Below are 18,050 nucleotides of genomic sequence, written 5' to 3'. Positions count from 1 at the left end.
TCTTATATTTTTATTCAGGAGCAAATATGCAAGAAATCGACGAAACCCAGGTTTATTGAAATGAGAAAGTGCAAGTGAACCCTCACATGAGGGAAGAACATTAATCAGGTAATGATCAGTCTTGTTCTGAATATCAAAGTCTTCTGCCAGCACATTCAACTCAAGCGCAGATCGAGTGAGATAAGCATTCTGAAAGAAGAATGCTCTTGCTAATTCAAGCTGTGGCAATTGAATATGGACTTGCTTAACGGTTTGAGCTTCATTTGAAAACGTTGCCAGAGCATCAAACCCAAAAAAGTGAAATTGTGATTTAGACTGGGCAAAAGACATCCACTCTGCTGGTAAGGGACATCTGAATTTTAGGTGAAATCCAGACTTTCGATGCTCATTTTGGGTGGAGTTGATAATTCTACGTTTGGCCAACAAATGCATGTGGGAAAAAGAGGTGTAATATTTTGCTTTAGACTCTTCGGATTCTCCCCACAGATTAATAAACCAGGGGTTATCATCATATTTAAATAGTCGTCCTATACCTGTAATCAATGTATCTAAAGGGAGGCGTTTAATGTGCATAAATCTTCTTCTCACAAATGATATTTAGGAAAATTTGGGCTTCTTGAGTAATCCTTTCTTTACTTAATCCTGCAAGTCGCAATATCCGCCATCTATCTTTAGTACTGGATTCTGTATATCCAAGCCTGATCATGGCATGGGTAATTCTCCGTATTTGATAAGCTATTGTATCTTCAGAATAAGTTGAAAGAAATTTGGAGCTTAAAGGCAGTTGGTGCAAATTCTTGGAAATGGAATTTCCTTTGGATAACTGATTGAGGAACCAGCTTTTTGACATTCTTGGACAAGCTAAGTCATTATTTGAACGATATAAAACTTTGAATAATTCTTTGGTTATTGAAAAATCACGTATAGACCAATTTATTTTATTTTTTCGGGCTTGAGGTTGTGATAAATGTCCTGAATTAAATGTCAGTAGCCAATTTTGATCGTTTCTATATAGCCACATATAAATTGCCTTACCTGACTTAATGTTACGGCCTGTCGTTACACCATGAAGTAGTACGATATCTTGCCATTTTTGTCTCATCTCTCTTATTTTTATAGGAGGAACATTTTCAGTAGAAATAGGTCGTTTTATAAAATATGGGATTACTGAAATAGAGCTGACATATTGCATAATTTCTTTAGGTGATATTTCGGGTATAAATGAAGACCAGACAATACAATGTTCCAAGAAACTAAAGGCTTTGCGATGCTTTCTGAAAATCGATCTAAACCAAGATGTATCTTGATCAGGATCAATCCCTAAATTCTTAGAACGAAGATAACCAATATTAAAATTTTTAATCACCTGCTCATAAGTTTGCTCATGGCGAACCTGACTGCCCCTAAGGCAATTCTTTGCATCAGCAATTTCCAGATAAAACCTAGTCCATTGTTCATAGCTTGGCGATGGTTGAGGTTCAAGTTGCAATAACTCTACAGCCTTTTTCCCTAATATGAAGTCTTCCTTGAAGTAGGGATTAGGCATGTCCTGAGTTTGATTTGGTAACAACGGTAAGAAAAGATGCCGATGCTGTTGTTGAATATAATCTTGAGACAGAAGTGAACAATTGTGTTTCAGGCAGATTGAAAGGTTGGGTAGAAACCAAGCTCTATTCCAGAAATACTCTCCATAAACTTCTCGTTGCTGCTGTATACAGATTGGACAGTAACGAAATTTGGTGTTGTTGGGGACCCTAGAAGCATTCAGACCAAGCATAAGATGAACAGAGCCAGATGCCTGCTCAGCCATTAAGGTGATTGCTTTTTGTCGATGAGATTCCTGAACAAAAGGTGCATATAAACCAAAAATGGTATGTTTATAAATCAGGTCTATTAAACTAAAACAGCCAGTTCGCTCTAATAAATGTACGACAGCATTTAAATGACTGGGTAAGTCTATGGTAGCAACGACTTTTCTATCTTGGTAAACCTCATCAAGTAACTGTTTAGGACTTTGAATGCCATGATGTAATCCAGCACGGGCGATGGTACTGTAAATCAGCTCATCAGGAAGTGGTGTTGGAAAATTCCACATGATTCTTACCCCATACTATGACAACAGGTCTGACATTTGCAGAATTAAACCTTGACGGTCTAATTGGGTATAAATACTTTCTGAACTGGTTGGATTCATCGAAAAAATATGACGAAGATCGGTATCTGCCAACTCATTCCATTGTTTTAAGCTAATCCGTTGTTTTTTCTTTTTGGTTGCTGGTGCTTGTGAGGGTGTATTGTCTGTCTCCATTGCTTGAACAATAGCAGCCAAGAGCTGTTGTCTGGATATTTGGGGTTTTAACGCTACAATTTTTTGAATGGCAAAGATGATGGAGTCTGATGGAAACTCATCTTTTAGCATCAGATATACACGTCGTTGATCATCATTACTCAACTGTTTTAAGGCTCGGTCTTCTTCGGATTCAACGGTGGATGCAGAGATTTTCTGAATAAGATGGATGATTTTCTTATCCATATCGGGTACAGCCAAATCTGAGAATTGAGCTATCCGTTCAGGTATACCTGAACGTAATGCGCTGAGCATAGGATGTACAAGTTTCAGTTCATCCTCATAAACACGTTTCAGCAGCTCTACAGTAATCGTTTCTGCTCCCGTTGCGAGGGCACGTAACTGGGCCAAAATAAAAAGTTTTACTACAATATCGAGAATACCTTGGCTCAAATCAAACCAGGTATCTCGAATCTCATCATTTAAGATAGGGTCTCTTTTCTGCAAATACTGCAACTTCCAAAGCGTATTGGTAAATGCGATCCACTCAGGGTTTTGACTCTTCTGATCAGGTAGGTATTGGGGGATTGGGTTCCAAAAGATAGACCCTAAACCAGCAGCACGTCGACTGGAACGTAGATCAAGATCAAAGATGTCTCTAGCTTTAGGTGTACCCACGAACAGCACAGGAATACCAATGGTATTGGTCATGGTGACAAAGAAGTTCAGCATTTTCTCTGAACCGCCAGACTTTGCTCGACTCAAATGTTGTATTTCATCAATGACTAACAGGCCTAAGGCAAACATATTGGCTGTTTGCGCCATGAGGGCAAGCATGGTTTCTACGCCATGTCTTTTCATCCCATACTTTTTCTCATAATTTGAACCGATGATTTTATCAATCGCTCGAAAAAAATTGAGACAAAGCTCTTTGAGTGAACCATCATGCGAGCAATCTATCTTTAAATAGACGATTTGATGGCAATTTAATGTGGGGTGAAAAATGACTTGAGGATATGCCCCTAGTATTCTTCGTAAAGAGGTCGTCTTACCACTACCTGAACAGCCAATGATGGCCATACTATGAGCAGTTGACTCGGTTTCATCAAAGCGTTTGGCATTCAGGTCACCTGTTTGCAATCTTTCATAACCATTTTGCAGGTGTTGTTGCAGCTTTCCTGTGTTCGGATTACGACCAACATATCCTCCACGAATCATAAGAGAAATACGTTCACTCAGTAACATATGCATTGCTAAAGGCTGGAAAAATGAGCCTGTGATTTGATGAATATTATGAGCCCGAATAACTCTTTTTTGCTTTAGATCGTCAAGGGTAGGCATTACTTTTGAGATAAGATTTTTTGTATCTTCAAAAGGTTCTTGAATAGGTGGTAAGGCCTCAATGAAAGGGTTGTCTTTATAAGCATGAACACCAGTGTCCTGATACTCTGCATTTCTGATTATATGATTTGTCATGACTGATCATCCTCATCATCAAAAAGACCTGGAACGAACTGCGGATAGCTTGATTCATCTTGTTTTGACTTAAATGAAATAATAGTTCCCTGATCTTTAGGGTGTTTATCAGGTTTTAAGGAAGTATTTGATAATTTCTCATTTTCACGAACAGACTTTTTATTCGATTTAATTTCAGATAAACGCTGGCGATTTGACACACCAGAGTTGGTCGCCATTTTTTTTGCATCAGCAATGGTGTCTCGAATAAATTGATCCAACTCTCTACGAGCAGCTTTGCTATTATCTTTTTCAATCGCATGTAGATTTTTTTCTTGATCTTGTATCTCCCAGACTTGCCAAAATGACATACCTGCAAATTGACGACTTTTGGTTGATAAAGAACATTCCCAATAGATCGTACTATCATGTTTTGGGAATAAATATATCTTATCTACACAGCTTGGATCGTAGGCCGCTTGGAGATCCTGTGGGCGAGTGACTTCTTTACTACGATGTAACCAGCCTTCTCTGAGTATCTCTGATCCAATGTAATACAGGCCCCATAAATTGACACCAGAAGTGGAAATGGAAACTTTCTTACGAGGTAGTATCATGATTCGTAAAGTATCTGGATCTACAGTACGAAGATGGCCTGTACGGTTTTGGATTCCCCAGTTCCATATATGTAATGGAATTGAGGGTAGGTCTGGAGGAAAATCTGCATCTCTGTCATAAGTATCCAATACATGATACTGATTACGATAAAGTATTGTCTTTATGATCATTTTGGCAAAGGCAGAAATAGGCAAAACCGCATCAAGACGGTAATCACTTTCGCCATGTTTTTGAATACGATTTCCTTTGACTACTCCAGGAGCATAAGGTTTGAATTCTGCCTGTAATGTTCCGAAATAGCGTTCAACAATACCTTTTGCATCCCCTCGATAGGCAGGTGCATTTTCAATACGAACATTATAACCATGGACTAAGCGTTCGACCTGATGACTCATCATTTCACCACGGTCAGCAAGAATGGCATCAGGTAAACCTAGGGTTGGCCATTGTTCTGGCTCGATATCAATTCCAAGCAATTTGCATAAACTGACTTTATCACTGCAAGCATTTACAATCGCCTGCATGGCAACAACATAGGATGGATTATGAAATCCGATATAGAATCCCACAACCATTCTGCTAAAAACGTCAACCACTACATATAGGATAGGACGACCTAGAATCTTACTTCGATCATCATCAGCAACTAAATAGATATCGGCAATAGTCGCATCAATTTCATAACGACTACCAGGCCCAAGCGTATTTGCTGTAGCAGTTCCACTTAATGGACGTACATCTTTTTGGAAACTTAATACAGGAGTTCTGGCTTCTATCCTTTGAGGAAGTTCATATTCACGTTTGTAGAAATGGTCAAATTGTCTACGTGTAGGAATATCTCCTTGTTTTATATGTGGGTAATGTTGGACAAAAAGTTCTTCAAATTGTCGATGAGCCGATGTGATATTAATTTTCTTGTCATTTAATAATTCAGATTCAACGATTAACCGAAAGAGCCTTTCAATTTCTGGCGTAATTTTAATACCAGTTCCATCGCCAAATTTTCGCTTTGCCCCTGACTTTTTAGAACCTGCCAAGGTTCTTGGCTTTCCTGGTGCACCAGCATTTCTATAATCTGGCAATAAGGCATTTGGAATTTGGCCTCTTTGCCAATAGCGGCGTAGGTATTTGTATATCGTCGCCTTAGTTGCGATATTTGTCTGCTCTACTAAACGAACCCGTTTAGCTCTAATCTCTTCATTAAAACAGCCCGTGTCATATACGATTGGTTCAATAATTCGGTAAGCCTGAGCACGTTTTTCAAAAGCGACTGAGTTTACGGGTGGCTCTATAGACTTAAGATATTCAAAAGGGTCTGAACTTCTAAATAAGCGTTTTTCATCAATCCATTGTGAAAGTTGTTCTTCAAGAACTAAAGATGGAACTCCTTTGGCTTCCTCCATATGAATCCATATGATTTCACCAGATTGAAAGAATAAAATCCGGTAGTGGCTTTCATCAAATTTAACGACCTCATTGATTTGCCACATAAGATACCTCTAAATCAAACACCAGGTCCGATCCTGTTAATTTCTGGAATGGCTGTTGGATATCAAATTTAATAAAACGATTTGCTATAAGGGTTCTTAAATATTGTAGGGTTGTTCCAGCCGTAGTTCTTTCTTGAATATCAATCTCTTTACAGAGTTTAATGATAGAAATCCCTGGTTTTTTTGAAAAATAATAAGAAATGGTATGTAGGTTATCCCAGATATCAGGCTCTAATTGTTCAGTAATAAAAGGGCTCAACCATTCAAGATTTTTTCGGGCAGTTGTGGGAATATTTTGTTCCGTCACAATACTCCATGGGATTTCTTTAACCTCCCAGTATCGACGTTCAATTTCGAGTTTTTCGATAGTTCTTTCTTTGATGAGCTCTTTTAAGGGCTTTACCTGAATCACAAACTGAGGCTGTTTCTTATCATTTGTATCAATCAGAAAATCGGAAGTCATGACCTGTTCTGAGCCTTGTATGCTGGGATGTCTCAAACCATGCTCTAAACAGATTTCTTTTGTGTCATCTAGATTCAAAGGAAATTGTTCCCGAATATCCTGAACAGAACTAGACCAATCTAAAATCAAAAAAACATACAGTTCCAGATTAGAAAGTAAATGATGAACTCTTTGCGTTTTATGAGAGTAAATACGATGAGAGACCCCACGAGAGGGTACATCCTGAATAGTCAGCCATGGTTGGTAATCTTTTCCCATACCTTGTCCACGACCACTTTTTATTCTTTTGTGAATTTGTTCTGGTGTGAAGAATCTTGGTGTTCTACTCATAGAAAAACCCAGCCTACTTTTTAATCAGTATAGCTGGGTTTATCTAGTTTACAACTTTAATGTCTAGTTTAGAACTATATTGTTACAGTTTAGAACTTTAATGTTTAGTTTAAAACTATATTGTCTAAACACAAAACTGTGTATGAACAATAAAGTTGTAAACTCAAAAAAGCGAAAATCAATGAGTTACAACAGACAATGACGACAGTTTTAACAATAAAGTTGTAAACTGAGTCAAACTTTCGATTGATTCAAATCATGTATTTTTGACAAAATAGTTGTAAACCAAGTTTTTCAAATCATTGTTTTTAAATGATTCATATTTTTTAGTTTACAACTATAATGTAAATTTTAAAGTCTTAGTTTATAACTTTAATGTTCAGTTTAAGACTTTATTGTCAAAACACAAAAACAACGTTGATAGCTGTATCGAATTACTCGACCGTAACACTCTTCGCAAGGTTACGTGGTTGATCGACATCAGTACCGCGTAACACGGCAACATGATAAGACAACAGTTGTACAGGCACGCTGTAAACGATCGGTGCTAACCATTCATTTACCGTTGGCACATGAACCACGTGTTGACGATCTTTACCGTGAATACCGCTATTTTCATCTGCAAAGACAAATAATTCACCACCACGGGCTTGTACTTCTTCCATGTTCGATTTGAGTTTATCGAGCATGTCATCTTGTGGTGCTAAGATGACCACAGGCATTTCATTATCCACTAATGCCAATGGACCATGCTTCAACTCACCTGCTGCATAACCTTCCGCATGAATATATGAAATTTCTTTCAGTTTCAATGCGCCTTCAAGTGCGATCGGGAAGTGTGTACCACGGCCCAAGAATAAACAGTGATTTTTCTCAACGAATAATGCAGATAAACGCAGAATTTCAGTATCACCTTGTAAGGTGTCTAAAATCACTTTTGGACAATGCCAAAGTGCTGTTGTGATCTCATTCAATTGAGCATCAGACAAGCGATTTTTGACTTGACCAATTTTTAAGATCAATAACATCAATGCTGCAAGTTGCGTGGTAAAGGCTTTTGTTGACGCCACCCCAATTTCAGGACCAGCAAGCGTCAGTAAATGATGATCTGTTTCACGAACCATTGATGAGGTTGCAACGTTACAAATCGTCATGGTACTGATGTCAATATTGCTTGCCTTGGCACGTTTTTGGGTTTCACGTAATGCGGCTAAGGTATCAGCTGTTTCACCAGATTGTGAAATACAAATATACAGTGTATTTGCCACAATCACCGGTGTGCGGTAACGGAACTCACTGGCAATCTCAACTTGGCAAGGGACGCCAATCAGTTGTTCAAACCAATATTTAGCAATCATCCCTGCATGGTAGCTGGTCCCACAGGCAATGATCTGGATTTGCTGAATCTTGTCAAAATCGGCATTGGCATGATTGAGGAAATCTTCACGTAAGCTATTGCCGTTCAATGCTTGAGAAATGGTTTGCTGAATCGCTTCAGGCTGCTCATAGATTTCTTTCAGCATGAAGTGCTTATATTCGCCCTTAGATGCATTGCTGACCGTTGCATCTAACTCTTTGACTGGACGTTGTACAGGCTCGCCGTTGACAAAAACTTCAATACTGGTACGGGTTAAACGCGCAATATCACCTTCTTCTAGATAAACGAAGCGATTGGTGACTGGTAATAAAGCCAATTGGTCGGAACTGATAAAGTTTTCACCAATACCGACACCAATCACCAGTGGCGAACCTTCACGAACCGTAATCAGCTCGTCTGGATGTGCTGTGTGCACAATCCCAAGTGCATAAGCACCCTTAAGGCGTGGTGTAATCTTTTGTACCGCTTCCAACAGGCTATCTGTTTGCTTTAGCGCATCGTTAACGAGGTGCGCAACAACTTCAGTGTCGGTCTGCGAGGTAAACACATAACCTAAAGCTTGCAATTCATCTTTAAGGTCTTGGTAGTTTTCAATGATCCCGTTATGAACCACTGCAACATCACCCGAAACGTGCGGGTGTGCATTATTTTCTGTCGGTTTACCGTGAGTTGCCCAACGTGTGTGTGCAATCCCGACATTTCCAGTTAAGTGCTGTTCTGACACGGCTTCAGCTAAGTTGGCAACTTTACCAACACGACGTTCACGTAAGATTTTTTGATTATTGAGTAATGCTAAACCAGCAGAGTCATAGCCACGGTATTCAAGGCGTTTTAGTCCTTCAATCAGAATATCGGTTACACAACGTTCAGCAACGCCACCAACAATACCACACATAATTTTATCCTCTTATTTTTTCAGCTTTTGGGGACGTTGATAATTTGCTTTTTCAAACTGTTTTGATCGTTCGACAGCCAAACTATGCTCAGCTACATCTCGAGTGAGGGTTGATCCTGCACCTGTTGTAGCACCTCGACCAATTTTAATTGGTGCAACCAAGGAGTTATTGGTTCCAATGAATACATTGTCTTCAATAATGGTACGGTGTTTATTGGCACCATCATAATTACAGGTAATGGTACCTGCACCAATATTACAGCCCGCACCAATATCTGCATCACCTAAATAAGTAAAGTGATTGGCTTTTGAGCCTAGACCCATATTTGTATTCTTTACTTCAACGAAGTTGCCGATATGTACGTCATTGGCAAGGTTTGCACCTGGGCGTAAACGTGCGAAAGGCCCAATTTGGGTGTTTTCGCCGACAATCGCATTCTCAAAAATACTATAGGGCTGAACTTTTGTACCAGCAGCAATACGGGTATTTTTTAGAATACAGCCTGCGCCAAGTTGTACGTTATCGCCCAGTTCACAGTCGCCTTCGATGATAACATTGACATCAATTTGTACGTCTTGCCCACAGCTTAAGGTACCACGTAAATCAAAACGATTTGGGTCAATTAAGTGAACACCTTGTAGCATCAATTCTTTGGCTTGCTGCTGTTGGAACTGACGTTCCAAGGTCGCAAGTTGTAAGCGGTTATTCACACCTTCAACCTCAAACGCAAGCTCTGGTTCAACTGAGGCAACTTCTAAGCCATCCGCAATTGCCATCGCGACAATATCAGTGAGGTAATATTCACCTTGCGCATTTTCATTAGAAAGTTGAGGCAACCATTCATGAAGTTTTGCATTGCTGACACAATAAATGCCAGTATTAAATTCTTTAATTTGGCGTTGTGCTTCGTTGGCATCTTTATGTTCAACAATGGCCTGAATTTTACCATCTTGGCGAACAATCCGGCCATAACCTGTTGCATCATCGACTGTGAGTGTCACTAAGCCAATGCCTGTTTGAGTGGATGCATCCAATAATTTTTGTAGCGTATCTGCCTGAATACAAGGTACATCGCCTGATAAAATCAGTGAAACACCTTCTTGTGGTAAAACAGGTAAGGTCATTTGTACTGCATGGCCTGTGCCTAATTGTTCTGCCTGCTCAACCCATTCAATCTGTTCTGCTGCAAAGCTTTTTTTAACCAGCTCACCGCCATGTCCATATATGGTAATAATGTTTTGGGCATTGAGTTTTTTTGCGGTTTGAATCACATGTCCAAGCAGAGGACGACCTGCAAGTGGTTGTAATACTTTTGGTAATTGTGAACGCATCCGCGTTCCTTTCCCAGCTGCAAGAATAATAACAGTTGTTGACATAACTAACTCTAATAGTGGCTTAAGTCAAAAGATAAAAATGAAAAATAAGAATACAGAGTGCTGCCCAAAGGCCAGCAATGATGTCATCCAGCATGATCCCTAAGCCGCCAGACACTTTTTGGTCAGCCCAGCTAATTGGGAATGGTTTCCAGACATCAAATATACGGAATAAGATGAATCCGACAATGACCCACAGCCAATTCATTTGCTGTAAATAGAGCAAAGGCAGGAGGGTAATGGATTGTCCTGCAAACTCATCCCAGACAATGCGACCATCGTCATGCACATTGATGACTTTTGCAGTATGTCCACAGATATAAATGCCAATTAAGGACATTAAAATAACCACAACGATACTGGCCGACAGACCCAAATAGAGCCATAGTGGTACAAATAACAGTGCAAAGGCAGAACCAAAGGTTCCAGGGGCTTTGGGTGCTAAACCAGAACCAAAACCGACACCACAGAATACGATGAAGCGGGCAAACCAAGTCATTTGGCTAAAGTGAATGGGAGGCTTATGCAAAGTGTTGGTATCCATGAACATGTAATGGGTGTGCTTTGCCCATATACTCAAATAACAATCCAGTTTGTTGGGTAATTTCGCCGATTATTGTAAGCGGAACATCTAATTGTTGTCGCGACAGTTCTTTGAAGTTTTGCGGTGATATTGTAAAGCATAATTCGTAATCATCACCACCTGCAAGCGCATAATGCCAAGCTTGTTGCAGATCAAGTTGTTTCAGTGATGCATCTAACGGAAGTTGCTCAAGCTGTAATTTTGCACCGACATTGGATGCTTTTAAAATATGACCTAAGTCTTGCGCCAATCCATCTGAGATATCAATCATACTCGATGCCAACCCTTTGAGCTGTTGACCCAAATGACAACGTGGGGTTGGATAATCTAAGCGTTGTTGTAGTGCATGCCCTAGATGCTGTAATCCAAATGCAGCATCGCCAATCTGTCCACTCACACAAATATAGTCACCAACTTGTGCACCTGCACGGGTAATGGCCTGACCCTGTTCAATCCAGCCTAGTGCAGTCACACTAATCGTGAGTTGAGTACTTTGGGTGGTATCACCACCAATCAGGCTAACACCGAACTGATCGCAGCAATCAAACAAGCCCTGACTAAATCCAGCCAGCCAGTCATGATCAACAGTTGGGAGACTCAGTGCGAGTAAAATACTATGAGGTTTTGCCCCCATTGCTGCCAAGTCAGATAAATTGACTGCAACGCTTTTCCAGCCGATGGCATGGGCAGCGGTGTCTAAGGGGAAATGACGACCAGCAACCAGTGTATCTGCACAGATCACCAGTTGTTGTGAAGAAGGTGGGGTAATAATGGCTGAGTCATCACCGATGCCTAAACTGACATCCGTATTGGATGTGCGTTTAAAGTAATGCTCAATAATTGAAAACTCAGCCATTTAACATAAGCCTATTATTTTGCTTGCTGTTTTTCAGCTTCACGCAGCTTTGATGAAAGACGGTCTAATACACCATTGATGTATTTATGACTGTCTGCACCACCAAAGTGTTTAGCTAGCTCAATCGCTTCATCAAGTACAACGCGGTATGGAACTTCAAGATGATCTCGGAGTTCATACGCACCGAGTCGTAGGGTTGCAAGCTCGACACCATCCAATGCGCTTAATTCACGATCAAGCACTGGAATGAGCAACTCATCTAAAGCTTCATGTTGAGCAATCACTTGAGTAAGTAATTCATGGTAATAGTTAAGGTCAACTTTGTGCATGGCATTTTCTACACGCGTGCGTGCTTCAATTTCATGTACTGGGTTCTGACTCATTTGCCATTCATAAATCCCTTGTACAGCAAAACGACGTGCTTTGCGTTTCGCTGCATAAGCGGCCTGAAGTGTTTGCGACATGCTTTAAATTGCCTTTAATAAGTTAACCATTTCGATTGCAGTCAATGCAGCTTCGCTACCTTTGTTTCCTGCTTTCGTACCAGAACGTTCAATTGCTTGCTCAATGCTGTCTGTAGTTAATACACCATTGATTACAGGCATTGTGCTTTCAAGAGCAACTACGCCTAAGCCTTTTGCACATTCACCTGCAACAAAGTCAAAGTGAGGTGTGCTACCACGAATCACTGCACCTAATGCAATGATGGCATCAAATTTATTTGAAGCTGCTAATTTTTTCGCAACAATCGGCAGTTCCCATGCACCTGGTGCATGAATAACAGTAATCGCTTCTTCTGCAACGCCATGGCGTTTTAAAGTGTCGATTGCGCCTTCAAGTAAATGTTCAACAACGAAGCTGTTGAAACGACCGACTAAGATCGCATAACGACCTTCGCTTGCGAGATGTAATAAACCTTCAATTCGGCGAATTGCCATAGCAACCTCGATTATTTTGCTGTGATTTGATCGGCAGTGATGTATTCCACTACCTCTAAATTGAATCCGGATAAGGCATTGAAACGAAGTGGAGAACTCAACAACTTCATTTTCTCAACGCCTAAATCACGTAAAATCTGTGCACCCACACCAATGGTTTGATATTGGTGAGAAAGTGCGGCATTGGATTTCAGTGGTTTTGGCTGATTTAAATTCTGCAATGCAGGACCAAGATCTTCTAATTGACCCTGACCAATCCATACCAGTACACCGCGATCACTTGCAGCAATCGTTTGCATAGCAAGGTCTAAGTTCCAAGCAGGAGAACCATCGGCTTTATTAAGTTTTAATAAATCACGAATCGGGCTGAAACCATGAACACGTACCGTAGTGACGCCTTGTTTTGGTTCACCTTTAACTAAGGCAACATGAATATCAGGATTGCCGATTTCACGATACTTATACAGCTCAAACGTTCCGTATTCAGTCTCAATGGTTTCTTGAGACAAGCGTTCAACGGTTTGTTCATTGGTCATGCGGTAATGGATCAGGTCCGCGATGGTGCCAATTTTTAAGCCATGTTTTTCTGCAAATACTTCTAAATCAGGACGACGTGCCATTGTACCGTCATCATTAATAATTTCACAGATCACAGACGCTGGCTCTAGACCTGCTAAGCGGGTGAGGTCACAACCTGCTTCGGTATGACCTGCACGGTGTAAAACACCACCTGGTTGTGCCATTAACGGGAAAATATGACCCGGTTGAACAATATCACTTGGTTTGGCATGTGCCGCAACCGCAGTACGAATAGTATGCGCGCGTTCTGCAGCTGAAATACCTGTACTGATGCCTTCTGCAGCTTCAATCGAAAGCGTGAAGTTGGTTGCGTGTTGCGCGCCGTTCTGATCAACCATCAATGGAAGGTTGAGCTGTTTACAGCGGTCGCGACTGAGTGTTAAGCAAACCAAACCACGTGCATGGGTAATCATGAAGTTAATATCTTCAGGGCGAACATGCGTTGCGGCGATGACTAAGTCACCTTCATTTTCACGATCTTCATCATCCATCAGGATGACCATTTTGCCTGCACGAATATCTGCAACAAGCTCTTCAACATGACTCAGCGGCATTCGCTTTCACCTTTTATCTTGCCTTTTTAGGCACTAGTATTCGATAAATCTGGCATAGTTTACCGCATTTTAAAAAATTTCGCCTGTGCTTCTTTATCAATAAAAAGTCAGGCCAAACAAATTATCTTGCAACACATTATCCTGCCCAGCTTTGCCACTTTAAAAGACAGTGTGATGCGATTATAAGCTTTATATCTATGGGCTAAACAAAAAAACACAAGGCTTTGTATCTAGACAAAGCCTTGTGTTTTGAATGACTCTATTCGCGTAGTCTAAATGCTATTTATTCCAGCTCTGTCGATGCTTTGGCTTTTTTACCCATTAAAATTTCTGTACGTAGCGTTTGCGCCAATGTTGCACATTCTTCATTCATGCCATTAATCATAAACGCATGGCGGGTCATGATATTACTTGGGTTTGGCATTGCCACCAATTCATAACTGTTTTGAATGCTTTTGAGCTGCTCATGATTTAAATGCAACGCTGCTTCTTTGGCATGTAAATGTTGTGCCAATCGTTTCGCTGCTTCAACTGCATCTAACTGCATTGCATCGACTGCACTTGCAACCGCACCACGGGTTTGCAAGGCAAAACGTTTATCTTCACGATAACGTTTATACAGTACATCGGCCAATAATTGGAAAACAGCTCCGACCATCATCAGACATTCAAGGGCATGACTGTTTTCAGACGTTGTTGCTAAGCTTGCACCATCAGCATTGAATTCTTGAACCACCTGAATCTGAGCCGCGTCGATCTGGTAATGCTTGGCACAGAGCGCAATACTTTTATCTAAAAATAATTGGCATAGCTTGAAATACGGGACTGAAACAGACTGGTTCACACTATTCAATAACTGCTTAGGATCATAAAACTGAATATTGAGCGCCAAAGCTTGATTATCCAGTGATACGGATTCAGCTGGATTTTTTTCAACACGCGGTTTGGCTTGAACTTGTGCCTGCTGTTGTGCCTGAGTAACCAAAGTCACGGCATTTTGTTTTTCAAGGGCAAGAGCTTGGGTTAAACGTTGAATCTCATGCTTGAGATGATTCTCTTGATTGATACGTGCCAAGTATTCGCTACGTGTTGGGCGTGCGATGGCGCGATAAGCCAACCAAATCAAGCCATGAATGAACAGGGAAACTAAAATCGCTAACCATTGAGTTCGCAAAATCTCACCGATACTTGGTTGGATTAAGGTAATTTCAACGGTACCGACTTTCTTTTCATTTTGTAGCGCATCGCGAACAAATACTTCACCTTGGCGGGTTTTAGCCATCCCACTGGTTGCAAGCACTTGTTTATTGGCATCTAAAATACGAATGGATGCAACACTCGGATTGGTTGCATAACGATTCGCCACCAATGCCAGCGAAACGGTATTGGCTGGTTCCAACTCGGCAAGACTATCTGCCACTAACTGACTGGTCATCAGTTGTCCTTGGCTAGCGCGATTTTCATTGAGTTGATGTGTCGTTGCAATCACCAATAAAAAGGTATGCAATGCAAAACTTACGATCAGTAGGCTAGCAAATAGCCCTTGGCGAGGCGCATTCAAGTTAAATTTCCAAGGCAAATAGATTCATGGGTTATGTTATGATTCTTACAATAGTTGTCGCTCAACCACGAGTCAATTCATGCGAGAAATCATTCTTATATCCTTTCTAGGACCAGATCAACCGAATCAGTTTACTCGATTAATGCAGGTACTATCCGTACATTCTTTGCAAATACTCGATGTGGGGCAGGCAGTTATCCATAATCAACTGACCCTTGGGATCGTTGTTGCATCGGATAATGAGACTGCAACTGCATTAGCAATGAAAGAGATTTTGATTTTAGCACATGATATTGGCTTAACTGTGCGATTTAAACCAATCTCCAACGCAGAATATGATCAATGGGTAAGTGAAGGTGGTCGAACTCGCTATATCGTGACTGCGCTTGCACCTGAACTTACCGCTGCACATCTGCAAGCCGTGACTAAAATTGTGTCAAGTCAAGGCTTTAATATTGAAACGGTCACTCGTTTATCTGGGCGTTTAGATCTGGATGCAGAAAGCCAATTTCCACGTCGTGCCTGTGTGCAGTTTGGCCTCAGCGGACAGATGTTGGATGCTCAAGCGATGCGTGCAGCATGTTTAAGCCTATCTGGCGAGTTAAATATTGATGTCGCTGTACAAGAAGACAATGCATATCGCCGTAATCGTCGTTTAGTTTGTTTTGATATGGACTCCACCTTGATCGAGCAAGAAGTCATTGATGAATTGGCATTAGAAGCAGGCGTTGGCGCTCAAGTTGCTGAAATTACTGAGCGTGCTATGCTGGGTGAACTTGATTTCCAACAAAGTTTCCGTGCCCGTGTGGCGTTATTAAAAGGTTTGGATGCTTCGGTATTGCCGAAAATTGCAGAACGTTTGACGGTGACAGAAGGGGCAGAGCGTTTGATCTCTACCTTGAAGGCCTTGGGGTATAAGACCGCAATCCTCTCTGGCGGTTTCCAGTACTTTGCTGAGTATTTACAAGCAAAACTGGGAATTGATGAAGTACATGCCAACATTTTAGATGTCGAAAATGGTGTGGTGACAGGTGAGGTCAAGGGTGCGATTGTTGATGGTGCTCGTAAAGCAGAATTACTGCGTCAACTGGCGGAAAAAATGGGGATTTCACTAGAACAGGCGATGGCCGTGGGTGATGGTGCCAATGACTTACCGATGCTTTCAATTGCAGGTCTAGGCGTTGCATTCCGTGCTAAACCTTTGGTCCGTCAAAATGCCAATCAGGCAATTTCAAGTGTGGGTTTAGATGGCGTGCTGTACCTATTAGGTATGCATGATAAGGATTTAAACCGCGCTTAGAGTAACATTTATCGCGTTTCAATAAGGTCGCTTTTACTGCGGCCTTATTCATTTTTTGTACGTCATTTATTCGTCATAATTATGTCTAAATGTATAGAAAAACAACGATAAAAAAATTCCGAAAAAAGTTTTTTTGCAGCAAAAAATAGGCATAGTTTTTTGTAATGACACGCTGTAATTGATGCTATATGGACATTCAAGACTTTTATATGTTTTAAAAATGTAATGACAAAAGCATATTGCGACAGCTTGTGTCGTAAGGTTAATTTCAGGCTCTTTTTTTCTAAAAAAAACGCTCCATAATGCATAAAGACGTTAATGCAATACGAAGTACTGTTAGAGATTACAGAACAAATATAGAGGTCTGAATTAAATACAGACCACCCCTTTTAAGACGGAGGTTTCTATGGAAGCAGCGAATTTCACCATGTGGGTTGGATTTGGCTTAATCGCTGTCGCAGTTATTGCTGTTTTCTTTTCTCCTTATCGTCGTTGGTTAGGTTTTATGTTGGCGGGTATGCTGTGCTGGGGACTGTTAGAAGTGGTGCGCTTTGGTGCGCAAACCATATTCGAGATGTCCGTCGCCTATAGTTATTTGACTGCGTTAAGCCTTGCGATGATAACGGTTACATTTATCCTTTTACGTGAAGACAAACAAGCACAAAAACAGCTGGCAAATCGTCAGTATATTGAACATACACCTGTATATAAGGACGACCAGCAGCAATGTTCTAGCAGATAAATTATAATAATTTGAATAACATCAAAGGCATGCTCAGCATGCCTTTTTTGTACTAATTTTCTGCAACAAAGCTTTTACAGACCCATATACAATTGTGCTAGGATACGGTTGTCTTAATTTTCATCATAATACTGTAGGCATAAATGTCATGAAGCTTTCTTCTTTACCTGTGGTTAAGTTACCTATCGTTGATGTAAGCACTGATCCACTTGATTTATTAGTGGCAGGTTTGGCGTTACGTATGAAGCAATTGGCACGTACGAGCCCAAAGTTTATTGAATTGGTTCATGACCGTGAATTTCGTATTCAGATTGGTACAGATTTAGGTTTGGCACGTCAGATCATTGTGAACCGTGGCAAGATCGAGACAGTGGCTGGTAGCCCAGAAAAAGCTGATTTTATTTTACAATTTGCATCGAGTGAGCAAGGTGTAAAAACGTTGCTAAAAGGCGACCCAACTGCATTTATGACCGGTATGCAAGATGGCAGCATCAAAATGGAAGGTGACTTTAGCCTGCTAGTTTGGTTTAACCAAGCGGCGAAGTTGATTCCACCTAAAGTACCAAAACCAGTCAAAGAAAAAATTCGTCAAGCACGTGCCTTTATTAAAGAAAAAACTGGCAAATAAGCTGTCATAAAAAACTCCC

The 18,050-nt window shown here is 40.7% G+C and carries 15 protein-coding genes and 1 pseudogene; 3 read left to right on the top strand and 13 right to left on the bottom strand.

Going from position 1 to position 18,050, the window contains the following annotated elements; all coding sequences use genetic code 11:
• The 13 genes and pseudogenes from WA352_RS02250 to WA352_RS02190 all read right to left on the bottom strand — a co-directional run.
• A pseudogene (locus WA352_RS02250) lies at nt 1-573 on the bottom strand (Tn7-like element transposition protein TnsE); the annotation flags it as partial.
• Complete coding sequence (locus WA352_RS02245) at nt 563-2,095, bottom strand: TnsD family Tn7-like transposition protein (RefSeq protein ID WP_336141088.1); 1,533 nt, start codon at nt 2,093-2,095, stop codon at nt 563-565. The gene WA352_RS02245 and the pseudogene WA352_RS02250, both read right to left, overlap by 11 nt.
• Before the next feature lie 15 nt (nt 2,096-2,110).
• A complete protein-coding gene (locus tag WA352_RS02240) occupies nt 2,111-3,763 on the bottom strand; it encodes an ATP-binding protein (protein ID WP_004637214.1) in 1,653 nt (550 codons plus the stop codon).
• Nucleotides 3,760-5,850 (bottom strand): integrase catalytic domain-containing protein, encoded by a 2,091-nt coding sequence (locus WA352_RS02235; protein ID WP_031953564.1) that lies wholly within the window; start codon nt 5,848-5,850, stop codon nt 3,760-3,762. The genes WA352_RS02240 and WA352_RS02235 overlap by 4 nt, the downstream gene beginning before the upstream one ends.
• Nucleotides 5,834-6,643 (bottom strand): heteromeric transposase endonuclease subunit TnsA, encoded by an 810-nt coding sequence (locus WA352_RS02230; RefSeq protein ID WP_031953563.1) that lies wholly within the window; start codon nt 6,641-6,643, stop codon nt 5,834-5,836. The genes WA352_RS02235 and WA352_RS02230 overlap by 17 nt, the downstream gene beginning before the upstream one ends.
• A 434-nt stretch (nt 6,644-7,077) precedes the next feature.
• A complete protein-coding gene (glmS, locus tag WA352_RS02225) occupies nt 7,078-8,916 on the bottom strand; it encodes a glutamine--fructose-6-phosphate transaminase (isomerizing) (protein WP_005317212.1) in 1,839 nt (612 codons plus the stop codon).
• 12 nt (nt 8,917-8,928) lie between these two features.
• Entirely contained in the window at nt 8,929-10,293 is a 1,365-nt protein-coding gene (gene glmU / locus WA352_RS02220; protein WP_005317216.1) for a bifunctional UDP-N-acetylglucosamine diphosphorylase/glucosamine-1-phosphate N-acetyltransferase GlmU, read from the bottom strand.
• Between the two features lie 19 nt (nt 10,294-10,312).
• Entirely contained in the window at nt 10,313-10,834 is a 522-nt protein-coding gene (locus WA352_RS02215) for a phosphatidylglycerophosphatase A family protein (protein ID WP_005317219.1), read from the bottom strand.
• Complete coding sequence (thiL, locus tag WA352_RS02210; RefSeq protein ID WP_005317222.1) at nt 10,812-11,729, bottom strand: thiamine-phosphate kinase; 918 nt, start codon at nt 11,727-11,729, stop codon at nt 10,812-10,814. The genes WA352_RS02215 and thiL overlap by 23 nt, the downstream gene beginning before the upstream one ends.
• 14 nt (nt 11,730-11,743) lie before the next feature.
• Nucleotides 11,744-12,193 carry a transcription antitermination factor NusB gene (nusB, locus tag WA352_RS02205; RefSeq protein WP_004803459.1) on the bottom strand — a complete coding sequence of 150 codons (450 nt, stop codon included), beginning with the start codon at nt 12,191-12,193 and terminating at the stop codon, nt 11,744-11,746.
• Between the two features lie 3 nt (nt 12,194-12,196).
• Nucleotides 12,197-12,667 (bottom strand): 6,7-dimethyl-8-ribityllumazine synthase, encoded by a 471-nt coding sequence (gene ribH, locus WA352_RS02200; protein WP_004803462.1) that lies wholly within the window; start codon nt 12,665-12,667, stop codon nt 12,197-12,199.
• A gap of 11 nt (nt 12,668-12,678) precedes the next feature.
• Nucleotides 12,679-13,800, bottom strand: a complete 1,122-nt coding sequence (gene ribBA / locus WA352_RS02195) for a bifunctional 3,4-dihydroxy-2-butanone-4-phosphate synthase/GTP cyclohydrolase II (protein WP_004803465.1) — start codon at nt 13,798-13,800, stop codon at nt 12,679-12,681.
• A 283-nt stretch (nt 13,801-14,083) separates the two neighbouring features.
• Nucleotides 14,084-15,379, bottom strand: coding sequence for a hypothetical protein (locus tag WA352_RS02190; RefSeq protein WP_171068211.1), 1,296 nt, complete (start codon nt 15,377-15,379; stop codon nt 14,084-14,086).
• Between the two features lie 61 nt (nt 15,380-15,440).
• On the opposite strand from WA352_RS02190, the gene serB reads away from it, so the two are divergent.
• The 3 genes from serB (at nt 15,441) to WA352_RS02175 (ending at nt 18,031) form a co-directional block, all read left to right on the top strand.
• On the top strand, nt 15,441-16,661 hold the full coding sequence (gene serB / locus WA352_RS02185) for a phosphoserine phosphatase SerB (RefSeq protein ID WP_005317229.1): 1,221 nt from the start codon (nt 15,441-15,443) through the stop codon (nt 16,659-16,661).
• Nucleotides 16,662-17,067: 406 nt separating this feature from the next.
• Entirely contained in the window at nt 17,068-17,403 is a 336-nt protein-coding gene (gene aciT, locus WA352_RS02180; protein ID WP_004803470.1) for a ciprofloxacin tolerance protein AciT, read from the top strand.
• 148 nt (nt 17,404-17,551) lie between these two features.
• Nucleotides 17,552-18,031 (top strand): hypothetical protein, encoded by a 480-nt coding sequence (locus tag WA352_RS02175; protein ID WP_005186060.1) that lies wholly within the window; start codon nt 17,552-17,554, stop codon nt 18,029-18,031.
• Nucleotides 18,032-18,050 lie beyond the last annotated feature (19 nt).

It is taken from the genome of Acinetobacter sp. 102 (assembly GCF_037028485.1).
Classification (GTDB): Bacteria; Pseudomonadota; Gammaproteobacteria; order Pseudomonadales; family Moraxellaceae; genus Acinetobacter; species Acinetobacter higginsii.
This window is presented reverse-complemented; position numbering and strand designations above follow the sequence as displayed.